This window comes from Methylophilus sp. VKM B-3414, from assembly GCF_032248435.1.
GTDB lineage: Bacteria > Pseudomonadota > Gammaproteobacteria > Burkholderiales > Methylophilaceae > Methylophilus > Methylophilus glucosoxydans.
Map to the genome: position 1 here is coordinate 251,038 of NZ_JAVTLI010000007.1, position 18,839 is coordinate 269,876.

Here is an 18,839-nt window from a genome sequence, read left to right on the forward strand (position 1 = left end):
TTACTCCGTAGTAGCCAAAGGACTGGCTGCTTGTAACTGGTTTAAATAGACGATGCCGGCATCGCGCGGCCCGTGGTGCAATACTTCGCCGCGCTTGAGCACCAGCAGGTCGTCGGTGATTTTGAGGATGCCGGAACGGTGCGAAATGACGACAATAGTGGTGTTAAGGGTTTTCAGCGCCTGCAAGACCTGCAGCAGCCTGGCTTCGCCAAATTCGTCCAGGCTGGCATTGGGCTCATCCAGCACCAGCAAGGCGGGCTCTTTGTAGATGGCGCGGGCCAGACCGAGCAGCTGCCGCTGCCCCCCGGACAAGGGCAAGCCTTGCGCATCCAGCCGAGTGTCGTAGCCTTGTGGCAAGCGCAAAATGGCCTCGTGCAAACCGACACGTTGGCAAGCCTGCAAGATATGCGGCGTCTCAAGTGGCCCAAAACGTGCAACATTCTCGGCAATAGTGCCTTCGAGCAAAGACACTTGCTGCGGCAGGTAACCCACGCTGGTGAGTGACTGCCGCACATTGGCAGGCGTCAGCAATGTCTGATTGACTTCATAGCGCCCGCGCTCGGCAAATACCGCCCCAACCAGCAACCGGGCCAAGGTACTTTTGCCTGCCCCGGAAGGGCCCATCACGCATAACAGGCGGCCCGGCAGAATGCTGACATCCACAGACTGTAGCAACGGGCGGGCCCCATGACTGACCCCGACCTGCGTCAACTGCAAGGTATAGGGCCGCAACAGGGGGGCAGCGGCGACGGTTTCCATTGTTTGCGCCTCAGCCCCCGCCTTCACCGGCACACCCGCTATCATTTGCTGAAGCTCACCGGCGGCCGTCTTGGCTTGCAACCACTGGCGCCAGCTTTGCACCATGACATCAAACGGTTGCAGCGCACGCGCAATCAGCACATTGGAAGCCACCATGGAACCGACACTGATCTCGCCTTCAATGGTCAACCACGCCGCAATCGCCAGCATCAGCGATTGCAGGCAATAACGCACCCATTTGTTGAGAAACTGGCTGCGATCGCTCTGGCGTTGCCAGTGGTCTTCGGTTTCGGCTTGCTGTGCCAGCAACTGTTGCCAGTGCTGGCGCAAGGTCTGCATCATGCCCAGCACATGACTGGTCTGTGCGTGCTGAATTTTCTGTTGCAAAAAATGCTCGGTACGCTGGCGGGCGGCGTGGGTTGCCTGACCAGGCTGCGCCAAGACATGCTGATGCCACCAGGCCACCAGGCACTGCACCAGACAGAATGCAATTGCGGTCATGCCCAGCAGCGGATGCAGGGCAAACAGGACGGCGATGTAAATCAGGCTCCAGGGAATATCCAGCAAGGCAAACAAGCCCTGCCCGGTCAGCCACTGCCTGACTGCCGTCAATTGCTGCAAGGCCTGTTGCGGCACACTGGAAGCCGGGCGACCAGGATCAAACGTGGCAGCAAAAACCTGTTTGCCAAAGCGCAAGTCAAACTGCACCCCGGTCTTTACCGCATACAGGCTCCGCAACCAGTCGGCCCCCGCCATGAACACAAGCAAGCCGGCCGTCAGCAGCGTCATCGCCACCAGCGTCAGCGTATTACGGCTGAGCATAACCCGGTCATACAGTTGCAGCATGTACAGCGTGGGCACCAGCATCAGCACATTGGTTAAAAAACTCAGCCAGAACATCTGCAAAAATGCACCCTGAAAAGGCTGCATAAATGCCCACATTGGCGACTGCCGCCATCCGCCCGCTAAAGCCATCATAAACTCGCCACCTTGCCGGACTCCGGCTGAAAACTGGCCAGTACCTCGGCTGGTTTGCCAAAGCGGATCATCTGGCCCTGACACATCACCAGCATGCAGTCGGCGATGCTTAAAATGTGTTGCAAATGGCTGATGATGACAAAGGTAGTGCCCTGTTGCTTCATGCGTGCAATCGCCTGCTGTAACAATCGCTCACTGGTGGTGTCGAGGTTGGCATTGGGCTCATCGAGCACCACAAAACGCGGCTTGCCATAAAAAGCGCGGGCCAGGCCAATCAACTGCCGTTCGCCGCCAGACAGGTGCATGCCAGATGCGCCAATCACGGTATTCAGCCCCTCTGGTAACTGCTGCACCCACTCGTTGAGGCCCAGTAGATCAAGTACCTCGGCCAGGGCGGCAGGATCAGGCGTTTGAAAACGGCAAATGTTATCCACGAGGCGGCCATCAAACACATCGACCTCTTGCGCTAGATATCCCAGCGAAGGGCCGAGCTGGTTTTTATCCCAACGGTAAATATCCACCCCATCCAAGCGTACCCGGCCGGTGGTGGGGGCCAGCAAGCCGACCAGCAATTTGGCCAGTGTGGTTTTACCTGACGCCGAGGCGCCAGCGACAATCAGCACCTGCCCCGGCGCAAGCTTAAACTGCACCTGGCGGATAAACGCCTCTGCAGGCGTTTTGCCTGCTTGCGGCATGGCATAACCCAGCTGGTCTACACTCAATTCCCCGACTGGCGGCGGCAAGACCATGCCGGGCGCAGTGGCTGGCGCGCCCGCCAGCAAACTGTCTATGCGTTGATGCGCGGTCCAGGCTTGTTCATAGGTTTTCCAATGGCCCACACATTGCACCAGCGGTGCGAGCACGCGGGCAGCCAGAATCGAGGCCACAATCATCATGGCCCCGCCATTGTACAAATCACCTGCAATAAACAGGTAACAGGCCAGGCCCAGAATCAAGCTAGTTTGCAGGGTTTGCAGCCAGCGGGCAGCGGCGGCACTTTTTCCCGCCAGCGCCGAGGCTTGCGCCTGCTGCCACAAAAAGCCGTGCTGGTGTTGCAGCCAGCGCTGCTGCATGGGCGCCAGCATGGCCATGGCATGCATGGCATCGCCATGACGGCTGATGCTGGCAAAATAACGGTGTGACTCGATTGCATGCTGGTTAGCCTGCGCCATCAGCGGGGCCACACGCGACTGGTTATGCCAGGTCAAAATCAATTGTATGGTGAGCCCGGCCAGGGTGAGCAAACCCAGTGCCGGATGAATCCAGAACACGGCCGCTAAAAAAATCAGGCAGAACGGGGCATCTATCAGGCTCAAACAGGCAGAAGAATGCAACGCTTGCTTGAGGGTAGAGAAATCAGAAAATACCTGGCTAGCAGGGAATTCAGGCATGGACAACCTGCTCGCAAATACGCGTTCAAATACGCGTTGCTGCAACAGGGATTCAAATCTTTTGGCCGCTGACTGCAACAAGTTGCGGCGCTGCCACTCGAGCGCTTCCATCACCAGATAGGCAAAGGCCGCCATCACGGTGAGCATCAGCAAGGTCGAAACATTACGGCTATTAATGACGCGGTCGTACACCTCCAGCATATACCAGGAGGGCACCAGAATCAGCAAATTGGTCACCACCCCAAACAACCATACCCGGCGCCACAACGGCCACAGGGCGGGCAATGCTTGCTTGATGGTTTCAGCTTGCGACAACTTCATCACGACTAATGACTTTGATAGAGCGTATCGGCAGGCAGGTTTCCCTGCCCGCCTATCCGCCGCTACTTAAACGACAACAAAGTCCGACACAGACACTGTGCTGACACCAGTCAACACTGCAATGTCTACCTTGGCACCGCTACCATTACCATCTGCGTCATAGCTGAGAGTTTTGGTGGTGGTGTTGTAAATCAGGTAATCATTGGCGTCTTGCGCAGTGCCGGTGCTGTTCACACGCAACATGCTGCTGTTAAACCCTGCCAACTGGCTGTACTGATCCAGGTGCAACTCGATTTTGTCGGTGCCACGGGTGAAATCAGTGATGGTGTCTACCCCGGTCAGGTTAAACGCCGTGTTGGTATAGGTTTGCACACTGGTAGATGAACCAGTCACGACTTGCTCGTAGACTTTGCCGAACACAAACGTATCCGCGCCGCCATTCCCTGTCAGCGTATCGTTACCACCATTGCCAACAAATACGTCTGCTTTGGTTGTACCGATAAAGGTTTGCTGGTTAGCATTACCTTCAAAACGCAGACCATTGGTGGTCAAGCCAGAAGCATCTACGACCACATTATTAATGGTGCCGCCGTTGTTACCCAAGGTGTTGGAGAGATCAGATACCGTGCCGTTGGCTTTGAAGTAGTAATGATCGTTGAGCAACTGCAGGTCAGTGTTTTCAACATTCAAACGACCGACAGTGCCACCCACTTGCACCACTTCCATAGACTGGAAGTTGTCGTTATTGAGCACAACAGTGCCGTTGGCTTTGGTATTAGCACCGATGCCGGTAGTAATGCGCAATGTATCCACACCATCACCACCCACGATCACATCATGCTTGTCGCCAGTCGCAATCCACTCTTTGTTACCGTCATCTGCCTTAGAAGTCGTGCCTTGCACACCACTACCAAAACCGCCGATCACAAAAATGTCATTGCCTTCGCCACCGTCCAGGTAGTCAGCACCGCCATGGCCAATCAGCAAGTCATTGCCGCCGTTACCGTAAACCGTGTCATCACCCAAACGCATGGTCGCGTAATCAACACCCTCGCTACCCAGCACGATTTCATGCGCATCGCTGCCTTCGTTAGCACCGTCGATACGCGTAAAGCTACCAGCTTCGCCTTCAGAGGCGTCATAGGTCACATCTACGTTGTAGTAGAGGTGAGCAACGGAGAAATCATCAACCTCAAACGCAGCCTTGTCGTATGTGACTGGTGTAGCACCGACAATGGTAGCGGCTGGCTCAAAAGTGGCTTCTTCAAACTCAAGCTCAACAGTAACGTTTTCAACATCGCCACCGGCTACGCCGTGAATTTGGTAGCCTGGGTTAATTTCGCCCAAGCTTAGAGATTCACCATTTTCTTCAAGCTGCTCGGCTTCCAAAGTGATGCTCACGCCACTTGCAAGCTCAATACGTTCAATACCAGAGAATTGAATGCCTTCAAATTCACCGGACTTGGTGAACTCAAGAGTATCCACAGCGTTATAACCAGCGATTGTTGTGGCAAAGGTACTGATGGCAGAAGATCCAGGACGAGTGACGATATTGAGACGAACGTCTGTTTCCGCCTCTAATGACATGTCCTCATCTTCAATAGGCACAATATTCCCAGTTGTAGTGTCAATAGCAACTAAACCAGCATCTTCATCAGTTTCGTCAGCCTCAGACAATTCAACATACCGAGCTTCATTACCTGAATTATCAAGTCCTGATACACCAGCCTCAATAATGACAGACTCAGCATTTTCCTCATCGCCGATACGGAAGGTATCATTACCATCTCCACCGATTAGTGCATCGTTCGACGTAACAAGAAAAAGATTACCAACTACAGTTTCATCTCCGGCAGAACTATCATCGCCCTGGAGATAATCTTCTCCTTCACCGCCACTTAGAACATCATCACCATCGCCGCCATAAATTACATCATTACCAGCGCCACCGAATAAGGCATCATCGCCATCACCACCGTAAATATTGTCGATACCATCTCCACCATCAGCGTAATTTTCGCCACTACCTACATCAATAATGTCATCACCAGCGCCACCAACAATTGCATCATCGCCATCGCCGCCTACTAAAATATCATCACCCTCGCCTCCGAAGATAATGTCATCGCCATCGCCACCATCGATAGAATCATTGCCTGCTTGGGCAATAATAATGTCGCCACCACCATTGCCAGCGATATTGTTATCCAAGCCATTGCCAATGATTAAATCTGGATTCGAGGTACCAGTATAATCAGTCTCTGTACCATTAAAAATTTTAATTGCCATTATAAAACTCCTCAAGTTTCGTTATTGGAGCAGCATCTCTGCTACTCCAATGGATTAATTTAAAAGCACTAAAATGATTAAGGTACAGTTGACCCTGGAGGGGCATAACCATCAATGCTAATTTCCTGCATGGTGGTATTTTCTTGTCCAGTCTGACGCAAGCGAATCGCTCCTGTTTTCACCCAACCAGAAACAGCGGTTGAATTGCATGCAGCCTCAACATAAGTCATTGCTGAGTTAATGTTGGTCCCTCCATCATCATCCTGGAACCCAGAGTCCAGAGTAAAATCAATCCAATTACTATTCACTACAGCATCTTGTGTAGCTGTGCTTGTAGAAGCAGCAACTGTTGGACCTATACCAGTTGCCTCGCCACTCAGAGCAGTATTAACAGTATTGGCCGTTGGTAAATCTAGATAATTGGTACCCACTAGAAGCTTATTCGCCGCGGTATCGTACTTTAAGGCGCGATGTTGTACTGAGGTAAACGTACGACCAATGCGGTATACCGGCGATGCATTAGCGGCTTGTATGTAATACCCGGCATTGACTGATGCACTACCAAAGCCACCTCGTGCAATATCGTTAACCTCAAAGTATTGCGTGCCAGCCGTAGTAGAGTCCCAGTCAACATTAGCCGCAGTAAATCTTGCGCCAAAAATACATGAGGTTTGGGCCGCATTACGCCACACACGATCCGATACTGTGCCAACTGTTACCCCGCCAATAACTGCGTTACGATTTGTAGCAGCAATTAAGGTGTAGCCTGAAACTGGTGAGGTTGCTTCGTTTGCAGGAAATACAGCACAAGTATTATTTGCACCCGTAGTTGGTTGTGTTGGAGTACTGGAACCAAAATTACCAGTGGTATTGCACAACGTATAAGCGGTACCACTAAAACCTGTGGCAGGAATAGCCACTAGGCCTGTTGCCATGACAGGCATTGACAGACTAAATGCACCAATTACAGCAAGACTAATCATTACATTTTTCATAATCGCTCCTTAGAGACACTATGCAGACACTGTGGTAGCCCGCATCACCTATTCCCTCCCCCATCTAGTCCCTCGTCAGTTCTAAGCAGGGTGCGGAAAATTTCAAAAGAAAGATTTTTCAGGGTAAAACTGCTCCGGGAGGTGCATAACCATCAACGGAAATCTCTATCAAGCTTTCCCCCTCCTGGCCAGTTTGCCTGAGCCTGATGGCTCCGGATTTAACCCAGCTACTCACATTGGATGAATCACATGCCGCCTCTACATAAACCATAGGCGAATTTACACTGGATCTTAGTTCATAATTTTCCAGGTACACAGCTTCCAAGGTAAAATCAACCCAATTCGAATTTATTGCGGCAGACTGTTTTACAGCCGTGGTTGAAGATGGCCAAACACTGGTAGTCTCGCCATTAATTGCAAGCGTTGATGCCCCGCCAATGATAGGCAATGATAGATAGTTAGCGCCAGGCAGAAGCTTATCGCCTGCATTACCGTTATAAATATTGGCGCGATGCTGAACAGAGGTAAACGTGCGTCCAATACGATATACGGGAGATGCATTGACAGCTTGAATAAAATAACCTGCGTTTATTAACGCACTACCAAAACCGCCCCTGGCAATATCGTTGACTTCAAAATATTGAGTACCCATCGTGCCTGCGTCATAATCAGCATTTGCTGCAGAAAACCTTGCCCCGAAAATACAAGAGTTTTGTGCAGCATTGCGCCAAACTCGATCTGAGACAGTTCCAACAGTTACCCCACCTACCACTGCATTACGAACTACTGCCGCAATTAATGTATAACCAGCGACTGGAGGTGTAGCCTCATTTGTGGGAAACACCGCACAGGTATTGTTTGCAGTTGTTGTAGGTTGTGTTGAAACACTTGAGCCAAAATTGCCGGTTGTATTACATAACGTATATGCTGATTCGCTGAAGCCCGTCGAGGGGATGGCTACCAACCCAGTTGCAAAAACAGATGTTGTATTGAGAGCATACAGTCCTGTCAGGACAATCGCTAGAGCTAGCTTTTTCATGTTATATCCCATGTAAAAAGGTACAATAAGCAGGCATTTGTGGCTGCCCGCATCACCAATTTTGCACAACTTCTAGTCCCTCGTAAGTTCTAAGCAAGGTGTGGCAAAATCCGACCAAGGTAGTCCACAAATGCCTTTTTGCATTTCTTATGGAAATTAAATAACTTCACGCACATTTTCATTAGGATTTTTTCCTGCCATATATTTAGTTAGGCTGGAAATGCCAATTCAAACTAAACCATATACCGCGCGGCGCACTCGGAGAGATAAAGTTTGTACTGCGCCAATCATTAGAGTTATGGTTATATCCATCAGGCCCAATATTGCCCAACACGCTTGGTGAAAAAGGGTTTCTACCTAACCGACCAGCTGTGAAATAGTCTTTATCAAATAAGTTGGTGACCAGTAAGGTTGCTGTCCACTCTTTATTAAAACGATAGCTACTTTGCAGGTTAAAGGTTGCATAGCCAGGCACCTTTCCTGGGTTAGTTGTCGGTGCTAATACTCGGGTATAAACTTCAGGTATAGTTGTTCCATTACCGGTGCCATCATCGACTTGTCGAATCGCGGTGAAGGTTCGTGATACGCCAACTTTATGTTCGTTGTTTTCATTCCCGCGCAGAAAGCTTTCAGAATGTGCGACCATGGTCAGCCCAACATTCCAATTGTCGGTGAGGTCGTAACCCAAGGTCGCATTTAGGTTGTGTAATGAAACACCTGGCATACGATCACCTGGCTTCACATTAATCACTCCCTCACCTAGCGGATTCAAAGTTCTTGCGCTGCTGTTATCAACGCTATACATCAGAAAATCATCTTGAAACGTGGCATCGGTGAGGCCGTAGTTCAAGCCGAAATGCAAACGATCCACATTTCCTTTAACGCCAGCTTCAATGCCACGGCGACGTGTTTTTCCTACAGTGTCAAAAAATCCGCGACCATTGCCAATAGCCACAAAATAGATATCATCCTTAAGGTCAGTTTGATAGGCATTGATATTCCATTGTGTATTCTCACCCCATACGCCTCTCATCCCTAACTCATAACTAGTTGCTTTAATTTGCGGCAGATAAGGGTCGCCAGAAAGGGTAGTTGGAAGAGTACATTGACGGTTCTCTGCAATACTTTTTGGCACTTCATAAGTACCACCATTGCCATCGTTTAAAAATACGCCAGAAGGCCCGTGATCCAGCGCGCAGCCAAGCTCAATCACACTAGGTACGCGTGTGCCCTGTGCCACGTTTGCATAAACATTTAAATCAGGCCTGGCTTGCCAACTGGCACCCAATTGCGGGTTGAAAGAGTTGAATGTAAACTTTTCTGTCTCAGCACTATCCAGTGCATTCACAATTCGTGGAGTGGTGTACTGCGTGGAAACGCCTGTACAAGCAGAGTCAGTACAAATATTGTAAAAATCAGGGTACCCAATCACATCGCCGATTTCATAGGCTCCAATGCCACGACGTGCAGCAATCTTGTTTTTTGTTTGCGTATTGTTATAACGTCCAGATATGCTGAAATGCCAGCTATCAACTGGAGTCCAAGTTTCACTAAAATAAAGACTTTTGGTTGTTTGTGTCCCAGAAAAGTCATTATTGCTAATCCATTCATCTGCACCGGTATACATGGGATGGATATCATCTGGTGCAAGATACGCATTACGGCTTGCATCCAATAGGCCCAACCGTTGTTTGTTAGCATAGGTAGCATCTGCAGCATCGATAGATGCACCGACCATCAGTTTATGATGATCTAGGTGCCAGTTTAATTGTACTGATGCGCCATTGGTGATCTGGTCAATATTGTTATCAGTAAATATCGCTGTAGGTGTGTAGTATTTTTTTCCGGTGTCAGGATCAACTTCATAGACGACACCACCAGTACCGCTACCTGCACCATCAACAGTGGCAAGAGTTGAGGAGTTAGGCGCGAAATAGGAAAACGCGCCATCTTTCGCAGATTTGTCTAGACCTTGCGTGGCTGCACAGTTATCTGCATTTCTAGGTGCAGTAAGCACCACCCAATTTTTGTAATTTACACCATTAACGGTAGAGTAATAATAATTGTCCAAATTAAAATAAACCGTTGCTCCTGGTGTAGCTACGGGAAAAGTCTGTGCCCGGAAATCCCCTACTTTATAGGCATCCTCACCGCCATCTGTTGCTCCGTTAAATTCCGGCGAGTTACCACTATAGCGATAAGCTTCTACAGCTCGATTATAAACAAGGGTCTCCCAAGAGTTTCTATAATATGTATATTGATCCTTAAAAACATTCGCATAATATTCAGGCATCTCAGCATTAAATAAAGCCCCTGTATAGTTAGCTAAGTTGCGTCCGGTCGGATCATTGGCAGCAATAGTTAAATCCGCAAGCCCCCCCAATGCGTCCAATATGAAAGTGTTACTAAACGAGTCATAAAATCCAGGTTGCGTACTGTCCTCTGCGATTGAAACAACGATGTAATCCGGCACGCCGTACTGGTTATTTGCGCTACTTGTAAACAAACAAGTATATTGCTCTGTAGACGAAGGAATGCGGCGCGCGAGGGCTCCATCATCAATCCCCATAAATACATCAGCACCAACCTGATGACGGCGGCTATTCCTGCGATAAGCTTGGCCAGTTACACTAAAAGTATCGGTGACCTGAAATGCACCAGAAAGCTGGAACTGCGCAAGGTTGTTCGTGGTTTGATCTGGACCAGTAAAGATACTAGTAGGATCTTGAGCCCACATTTCACTCGGCAGCAAGCCATTCCCGGTGAGTTTATTTTGTACCAGCAAAGTGCTCAGACTTAAATCCAGTTTGTCGCCTCTATAGCTGGCTTTACCAAACGCCTGGTTGACTCTGCTGGGAGAGTTTTGACGCCAGCCATCTTCGAGAAAGAAGTTGCCGGCACCAAATAAGCCTATTGTGCCGTTATTCCAGCCACCTTCTACCTGAAGCTGTTTACGGCCAAACGAGCCAGTCAAAATATCAACGTCAGCTCCCTTATTATTAAAGCCGTCTTTAGTTTTGAGGGAGAAGGCGCCACCCAAGGTGTTTAAACCAAAAATCGGATTGGAACCAGGGAATACATCCACGCTTGCCAAGGCATTCATAGGTAACATGTCCCAGTTCACCACATCGCCAAACGGTTCGTTGACGCGAATACCATCAATAAACACACTCAGGCCTTGCGGTGTACCAATCTGTGGACCTGCGGTAAAACCACGGTACTGCACATCCATCTGAAAGGGGTTCCCTTGGTAATCATTCACCGTCACTGACTGAAGCTTGCGATTCATGAGGTCGGTAATACTCAACGCATGCGCTTCTTTGATTTCTTTAGCAGAAATACTTTGTACGTTGCCGGGAATTTCCTCTTTCGTCAGACCAAGCCCTGGCAATGGCCCAACTTCGTAAAAACGCTTGGCGCGGACTTCTACCTTATCGAGCTGAATGTCTTTTTTTGTATCTTTTGCGGCCTTTTGAATAAAAATACTATTGCCCTCCACCTTGGGGACAAGGCCGCTCTCACTCAACATCCGCCGCAAGGCTTCCGAGCTCGTCATACGGCCACGCACCTCTGGCGCGGTTTTGCCAGAGACGATGTCGTTGGGGAATGAGATATTCATCCCGGTGGCTTTGCCCAGGTCGTGCAACGAGTTCGCCAAAGGCTGTCTTGGAATGTCCACATTCACTGGCACGCTAAAAGTCTCCTCTTGCTGTGTTGGCAATTGGGTATTCAGTGCTTCTGCCCAAGTGGGCTGTGTTGCCATCACGCTCAATGCAGTGAGCGCTGTGTGTAATCCTCTTTTGTGTATTTTTGTATTTCTAATCACAGATTCTTCTCCTGTCCTATTGACTCATCTGTGAGCGCGACAAAACCCTGACGTCAATTACATAAATTTACATTTTTTATGTTTCAGCATAGCTACATCTGCTTGTAGTGGTGGAGGGGGATGGACTAGATAGAAAAGTGATGTGAGGAACTCTTAAAAGCTTAAAAGAGTGAAAACTCATGTTTTTTCTAACTCACGCTTAAACCGCTTTATTAAATGAGCGTATTTTTTAAATATTGACAAAACTCATTTACAAACATAAAACTAAAAATAGGTGGTCAAGTTCTTATCCAGTCATTAGAGGTGCCAGATGAATGATTTACAACAAAATCAACAATTTATTCAAGCCGTGCAACTCCACAAAAATGGAAGAATAAATGAAGCAAAAAACTTATATCTCACATTGATAGCCGCCTACTCCAATAGTCCTCGCCTATTTAATAACCTGGCAATGATTGAATTTCAACAAGGCCACTTTGAACCAGGATTAGAGTATGTGGAAAAATCACTGGGTATAGACCCCAACCAATTCACCGCTTATGGTAACCGTGGTGCCGCATTGTTTGCGCTTAACCGGTTTGATGAAGCTTATAGTGACTACAACAAAGCGATTGCTTTAAATAGCAACTATGCAGAAGGGTATTACAACCGAGGAATACTGCATGAAAAATATGGTAGATATGAAGACGCACTGACTGATTACGACAAAGCAATAGCACTGAAATCAAACTATACGAACGCTTACAATAACCGCGGGAATGTATTCAAAACGCTGAAACAATATGAAGAAGCACTTTGCAGCTATGAGTATGCAATCGAGCTAAATCCTCGCCATGCAGAAGCGCATTACAATCGTGGCGTGATTTTAAATGAGCTTAAACGGTTTCAGGATGCTTTTAATAGCTATCACCAAGCAATAACTCTCAAAGATAATTATGTCGATGCCTACAATAATTGTGGCAACGTTGCCATAGTGTTAAAAAGGTTTGAAGAAGCACTTGCTTGCTTTCAAAAAGCCATTGAGATTAACCCGAATTATGCTTACGCCTACAATGGCTTAGGCAACGTTTTAATGGAGCTTAAAAGATTTGACGAAGCCTTAGTAAGTTACGAAAAAGCAATCTCGCTTAACTCACATTCACCAGATGCCCATAATGGCAAAAGTAATGCTTTACAGGAACTGAAACGCTATGAGGATGCAGTGTCAGGATATGAAAAAGCCATCGCCTTAAACCCTGACTCTGCGGATACCTATGCAAACCACGGCCTTGCCATGCAAGGCATGAGAAAGTTTAAAGAAGCTCTCCTAAGCTATGACAAAGCGATTGAGCTCAACCCGGAAATGGCAGACCCTTACTGGAACAAGGCGCTCTTAAAGATATTAGTGGGCGAATATGAAGAGGGCTGGCAGTTATATGAGTATCGCCGTTACAAACAAGACCTAAAAGGCTCGTATCCAATCTATGAGCAACCCTTATGGCTGGGGCAAGAATCTGTTGACGGTAAAATTTTGTATATTTACCCTGAGCAGGGATTAGGCGACTTTATCCAATTCTGCCGTTATGTACCCTTAGTAGAAAGTCTCGGTGCAAAAGTCGTCTTAAAAGTGCCAAATGCACTTTACGCAATGATTAAAACGATGGGACTCAATGCTAGGATAGTTAGAAACGATGAGAAGGTTGAGGAATTTGATTTTCATTGCCCGATCATGAGTTTGCCCTTGGCATTTAAAACCACCGTAGAAACGATTCCCAACAAGATCCCTTACTTTTTTTCAGATCAGTTTAAAAAGAATTATTGGGAAAGAAAGTTAGCTTACGCAGGTAATTCATTAAAAGTCGGCCTGGTTTGGTCTGGTTCAAAAGATCATAAAAAAGACCATGATCGTAGTTTGAGATTGGCGCAGTTGGAGCCAATTCTGAATTTACCTGTAACGTTTTACTCCCTCCAAAGGGAAGTGCGGGAACAAGACAAAATAACCCTCTCAAAATTCGACCAGATACAGCAATACCATGAAGAATTAAACGACTTTTCAGATACTGCCGCGATGGTGGACTGCCTGGATCTGGTCATCAGCGTAGATACTTCAGTGGCACATCTGGCTGGCGCAATGGGCAAAAATGTCTGGATATTAATCTCTTATTTACCAGACTACCGATGGATGCTGGATAGAGAGGATACGCCCTGGTACCCGACAGCCCGTCTCTTCAGGCAGACAAATGTTGGTGACTGGGATAGCGCTATATTTAAAGTCAACAAAGCATTGGAAGAATTGCTGACATCCAAGACTTAACACTGGAAAACTGTTCTTTATCACCTCTTGCTATTAAGCAAAGTATATTGCGGCGTTTCTTGAAGCTTGACCGGGGCGATATTGGGCAGGCCGCGCAGGAAATGGTCGATATCCTGGATATTGATATCTGCAGAAATATTGCGCACCTGCTTGCCCTGTGCTTGCACGGGTTTAACGCGGTAGCGCGAAACGGTGTAAGCTATTTCGTCGATATCGGCGCGGTCAAATACCAGGCGGCCTTTCATGAAGGCAAAGGCGTCCGAGGCGGGGCGATTGACCAGTGCCATGGCGTGATTGGGGTAGACCTCTAGCACCTGGCCGTTGGTGATCTCCCTGGCGATGGCGGGCTGGCCTTCAGCGGTTGAGGTGGCTTGTTCAGCTTTAGAGTCGAGATTTGGTTCGACCTTGACTCGGCCATGATCCACGCTGATACGAACCAGTTGTTGCAGACGGTTGACGGCAAAGCGTGTGCCTAGCACAGTGACTTTGGCGGTATCGGTTTCAACAATGAACGGGCGCTCTGGGTCTTTGGTCACTTCAAAAATGGCTTCGCCTTCTTTAAGCAGCACATGGCGCTCGTGGCGGTAGTAAGTGACTTGCATGTCGCTCTTGGCACTGAGGGTGACTTTACTGCCATCATCCAGCGTTTTGGTGACGATTTGACCTACCGGGTTTTGCGCGGCCATTTGCATGACGGGCTGAGCCTGCCAAACCTGGTATTGCTGATGTGAGAAATATCCCATGATACTGATCATGCCTATCATGAGCAGTTGGCCAAGCCGGCGCTGCCGGGTTTTGCGTTTGGCCTCGTTGGCTAAAAACATTCGCTGCTCGGCGGCATCGGCCAGGCTAGAGAGGCTCTCGGCTGAATCCAGTTGCCGCATGGCACGGGCAATGCTGTCGTATTCAGCCGCATGGCGCGGATCATCGGCCAGCCATGCCTCAAACGCTTGCTGCTCGCTCCCACGTGCATTTTTCTCCTGCTCACGCAACCGTAAATACCAGCGCGCCGCCATCTCGCTCAAGGTGAGCGATTTGGCATTGAGTGGCTTGGACTGGGCGGGTTTTGACATGGCAGCAGTTGAGGTCAGTACGCCTTTAATGGTTCAGGCTTTGCTGAAAGGCACGGATGTCCAGCATGGCACGAATCAGGTGTTTTTCTACCATGCTGGTACTGATATCCAGATGCAAGGCGATTTCGCGTTGCTTCATTTCATCCACGTGATACAACCAAAAGACCTGGCGGCATTTTTCTGGCAATAAATCCACAATACGTTGCAAGTGATGCAGTTTTTGCCGAGTTTCATACAGCTGCTCTGGCGTGCAGTCGAGGATCAGGGCGGTTTCGTCCATCTGCTCCTCATCGACAAAGCGGGTGCGGTACCTGAACTCATCGACCAGCAGATGATTCACGATGCCGTTTAAATAGGCCTGTGGCGACTCCTCGCGGGCCGGATGGCTGGAGACGGCAAAAAACACCAGCGCATCATGCAAAATATCTTTGGCCCGCTGTACACAAGCTGTTCGCCGACCAATGCGACGCAACACATCCGTGTAAGCCCATTTTAAATCGATCCCGCACCATGCCAGTGTCTCGCTCATATCCTGCCACCCTACTTTTAGATTTATATTCATAGAGTGCAAAACGCATGCCACATGACACAACCACGTATAAGAGACTGATTCTCAATTATAAAAAAAATGAATAGGGAAAATTTCCTGACATAAAACAGGTTTAAAACAACCACATTTAATAAAAAATGGCTGATAAAAACCAATTTGGTTATGAAACATCCAGCAACCTCTCCGCTGGATCGTGAGGCCTGCAACGCTAACACTTGTTTATCCGTCATGAGTAGGCATCGAATCATGCTGGCATCACAGCGGGAAGCGCCAAACCGCCAAACCGCCAAACCGCCAAACCGCCAAACCGCCAAACCGCCAAACCGCCAAACCGCCAAACCGCCAAAATATTGGCGGCACGGTCATACCCAAAGTTCACAATAAATTGCAAAAATTAGCGATAAATTGAATCTGCGCCCTCCCCCTAGAAGCTCAAAGTTTTCGATAATAGCGCCAACTAACTGGCATCCATCGCCTGAAAAATGGATGCGGGTTCGGACATGGCTGCTTTTATCTGAAGTAAAACGCTTAATAAAGAATAAAACAAAGCGATATTTTGATGATCAAGCCGGTTGCCTCTTGCATAAGATAAGCTATTCCTGAAACCTGTACCGATTTTAATGTCACTGCTCCAGAAACCTGATGCTAACTTATTGCGCGCCCGCTACCACAGCCTGGTAAACGACGTGCCCGTGGTCATTTTTACCGCGATTAGCGCATTGACAATCCAAATGGTGGCGTTGCAGGGTGAGATTGATTGGAAATTTGCCATTTTGCCACCCATGTTGCGCTTGGTGATAGGGGTAATTTTGCTGTGGTTTTGGTACAAGCACAGGCATGACCAGCCGCCGATCGAGAATATCCGCAAACGCCTGGATACCGCCTCTACCTTGCTGATACTGGCAGGCCTGTTTACCTTCTGGCGCAGTTTGTACCTGTTTCCAATCACGGGCAGTTTTTCGCATTATTTTTTAATCGTACACAACACGCTGTATGGCTTGTGCTTTGCCTTTATCCTGAGCAAATTGGGGGCGGCGGCTTATGCCTACAATGTGTTGCTGATTGGAGCGGCGGTGACCTGCGTGTTTCGCGGTGACATTGAACATCCCTATTTGGTCGCCATGCTGATTCTGGTGTTTGAAGTGGGCATGCTGTTAACCATGCGCGCCAGCAACAAGACCTTTGACCAATGGGTGAATGCAACCTTTGAAACGCAAAGCCTGCTTAAGGAAAATCAGCGGCTGGCACAACAGGATGTGTTAACCGCGCTGCCTAACCGGCGTCAGTTCTTTTTGCAAGCGGCACAACAGCAAGCCGAATCCAGCCTGGGCGAGCATTGTTTTGTTGTTGGCATTCTGGATCTTGACCACTTCAAACCGATCAACGATCAGTACGGTCACCATATTGGCGATCTGGTATTAAGCGAGGTGGGCAAGCGGCTGGCTGCGATTCACACAGCAGACGTGCAGTTTTACCGACTGGGTGGCGATGAGTTCGCATTTCATTTATTGTCTGATTGCGAGCATCTGCGCCTCAAGCAAGTGTGTGCAGAAATCAGCCATGCACTGTCTCAAACCATGCATATCGACGAACGGGTACTGACGGTGAGCGCGTCTATCGGCGCCTGTTCCACCTGTGACGCCAAACTTTCTGCGCAAACCATGTATGAACACGCAGACCAGGCGCTGTATCAGGTCAAGCGTGCCGGCCGCGGTCACTTGCAGATATACAGCGAGCCCCTGGACCTTAAAAAAATGGCATAACTTAATAGTAAGCCCTGCCCTTTCGTCTCAATGCACTTTCTAATCTTGCTAACGCATCATTATTGACCGATCACCGCTGCATGCGGTGGCGGTACTAACACTTTTCCCGCCTCAAAATTTGGCTATTTATAACCAAACCAGCACATTTCCGTTTGTTTTCAGCCAAAACCATGTTCATTTTTTAAGCAAATTACATTACCATAAAACTTTACTCAGCCTAAACAGCCCAATGTGTTGAGGTTTATTCTCAGCGAACCCCATTTAGTTTCACCCCTGCAACACAGCAACAACAAGAACGGCTATGAACGCCGATAAAAGGAGGTGGTGCAATGAGTACAAATACGCTATTGATTCTGGATGATGATGTCACGCTGACGACCCAGATGACTGCCGTCGCGAGAGACTTGGCGTTTGAGGTCAAACACTGTGAAGATGGCAGGCAATTTATCGATGCCATCCTCGCCTGGAAGCCATCGCACCTGGCCATCGATTTGGTCATGCCGAGTATTGATGGCATTGAGATTTTGAAAACGCTGGCGCGTATGGACTGCCAAAGCAGCATTATCCTGACCAGCGGCATCGGTTCAGCGCTACTGCCGCTGGCGCAGCTGACCGCCTTGGAACATCAATTGAATATCCGCGGCATTTTGCATCACCCGGTCTTACCGCATCTGCTGCAAAAATTGCTGGCGGACCATCCTTCCGTCGATTTGCATGCCACGGATCATACAGAAGTCATCAAACCACTCAGCATAGACCACGAGAGCATAGACGAGGCGATTCGCCAGCAGCAATTCGTCGTCTATTATCAACCACAAATTGAGTTATTTACCGGCGAGGTGATAGGCTTTGAGGCCTTGCTGCGCTGGCAGCATCCACAGCAGGGCATCCAGTTACCCGAATTATTTATTCATGTGGCAGAAGACACTGGGCAAATAGAAGCCCTGACTGAATACGTGGTTGTGACAGGTATCCAGTTTATCCAATCCATCAGTTCAACCCTATGCTTGTCGGTCAACATTTCAGCCAAAAGCCTGCACAATGACCATTTGATCCAGATGCTGGAACAAGTCTGCCAACGGTTTGCCTTCGATCCCGCGCGCATGATTCTGGAATTGACCGAAACCGCCACCATGCTGGATACGCAACAGGCGGAAAGAATCCTGACTCACTTACGTGAACAAGGCTTTAAGCTCAGTATTGATGATTTTGGCACGGGCTATTCTTCGATGTCACAATTAGCGGCGCTGCCATTTACCGAGCTCAAAATTGACAAGTCATTTGTCACAACCATGGAGGCCTCTTCCAAATCACGCAAGGTGATTGCCTCAACGCTCAAACTGGCAGAAAGCCTGGGGCTGGAGACGATTGCCGAAGGCATAGAAAACAGTATGGCCGCCATCGGTTTACGGGAGCTGGGCTGCCGCTTCGGGCAAGGCTATTTTTTTGCAAGACCCATGGATGCGGCCGCCAGCAAAGTCTGGCTCAGCCACTGGAACGGACAACGCTGACCACAGCAGCTGGCACCGGCATATGGCCAAGGCAGCGCCTGACCCGATGCC

At 48.8% G+C, this 18,839-nt stretch carries 11 protein-coding genes; 3 read left to right on the forward strand and 8 right to left on the reverse strand.

Going from position 1 to position 18,839, the window contains the following annotated elements; genetic code table 11:
- The 6 genes from Q9292_RS08505 to Q9292_RS08530 all read right to left on the reverse strand — a co-directional run bounded on the left by Q9292_RS08505 (position 1) and on the right by Q9292_RS08530 (position 11,535).
- A complete protein-coding gene (locus Q9292_RS08505; RefSeq protein WP_313986825.1) occupies positions 1-1,737 on the reverse strand; it encodes a type I secretion system permease/ATPase in 1,737 nt (578 codons plus the stop codon).
- Positions 1,734-3,449, reverse strand: a complete 1,716-nt coding sequence (locus Q9292_RS08510; RefSeq protein ID WP_313986827.1) for a type I secretion system permease/ATPase — start codon at positions 3,447-3,449, stop codon at positions 1,734-1,736. Before Q9292_RS08510 ends, Q9292_RS08505 begins: the two co-directional genes overlap by 4 nt.
- Positions 3,450-3,515: 66 nt before the next feature.
- On the reverse strand, positions 3,516-5,738 hold the full coding sequence (locus Q9292_RS08515) for a calcium-binding protein (protein ID WP_313986830.1): 2,223 nt from the start codon (positions 5,736-5,738) through the stop codon (positions 3,516-3,518).
- 77 nt (positions 5,739-5,815) lie between these two features.
- Positions 5,816-6,733, reverse strand: coding sequence for a hypothetical protein (locus Q9292_RS08520; protein ID WP_313986833.1), 918 nt, complete (start codon positions 6,731-6,733; stop codon positions 5,816-5,818).
- Positions 6,734-6,851: 118 nt separating this feature from the next.
- A complete protein-coding gene (locus Q9292_RS08525) occupies positions 6,852-7,772 on the reverse strand; it encodes a hypothetical protein (RefSeq protein ID WP_313986836.1) in 921 nt (306 codons plus the stop codon).
- Between the two features lie 205 nt (positions 7,773-7,977).
- Complete coding sequence (locus Q9292_RS08530) at positions 7,978-11,535, reverse strand: TonB-dependent receptor domain-containing protein (protein WP_313986978.1); 3,558 nt, start codon at positions 11,533-11,535, stop codon at positions 7,978-7,980.
- Positions 11,536-11,908: 373 nt separating this feature from the next.
- Between Q9292_RS08530 and Q9292_RS08535 the strand changes: the two genes are divergently transcribed.
- Positions 11,909-13,891 (forward strand): tetratricopeptide repeat protein, encoded by a 1,983-nt coding sequence (locus Q9292_RS08535; RefSeq protein ID WP_313986838.1) that lies wholly within the window; start codon positions 11,909-11,911, stop codon positions 13,889-13,891.
- Between the two features lie 20 nt (positions 13,892-13,911).
- Here the strand turns inward: Q9292_RS08535 and Q9292_RS08540 are convergent, their stop codons facing one another.
- Positions 13,912-14,964: a FecR family protein gene (locus tag Q9292_RS08540; RefSeq protein ID WP_313986841.1), complete on the reverse strand. Its 1,053-nt coding sequence runs from the start codon at positions 14,962-14,964 to the stop codon at positions 13,912-13,914.
- 25 nt (positions 14,965-14,989) lie between these two features.
- Entirely contained in the window at positions 14,990-15,493 is a 504-nt protein-coding gene (locus Q9292_RS08545) for an RNA polymerase sigma factor (protein ID WP_194748541.1), read from the reverse strand.
- A 641-nt stretch (positions 15,494-16,134) separates the two neighbouring features.
- Here Q9292_RS08545 and Q9292_RS08550 point away from each other — a divergent pair.
- Positions 16,135-17,277: a sensor domain-containing diguanylate cyclase gene (locus Q9292_RS08550; RefSeq protein ID WP_313986845.1), complete on the forward strand. Its 1,143-nt coding sequence runs from the start codon at positions 16,135-16,137 to the stop codon at positions 17,275-17,277.
- Between the two features lie 329 nt (positions 17,278-17,606).
- Positions 17,607-18,788, forward strand: a complete 1,182-nt coding sequence (locus tag Q9292_RS08555; RefSeq protein WP_313986847.1) for an EAL domain-containing response regulator — start codon at positions 17,607-17,609, stop codon at positions 18,786-18,788.
- Positions 18,789-18,839 lie beyond the last annotated feature (51 nt).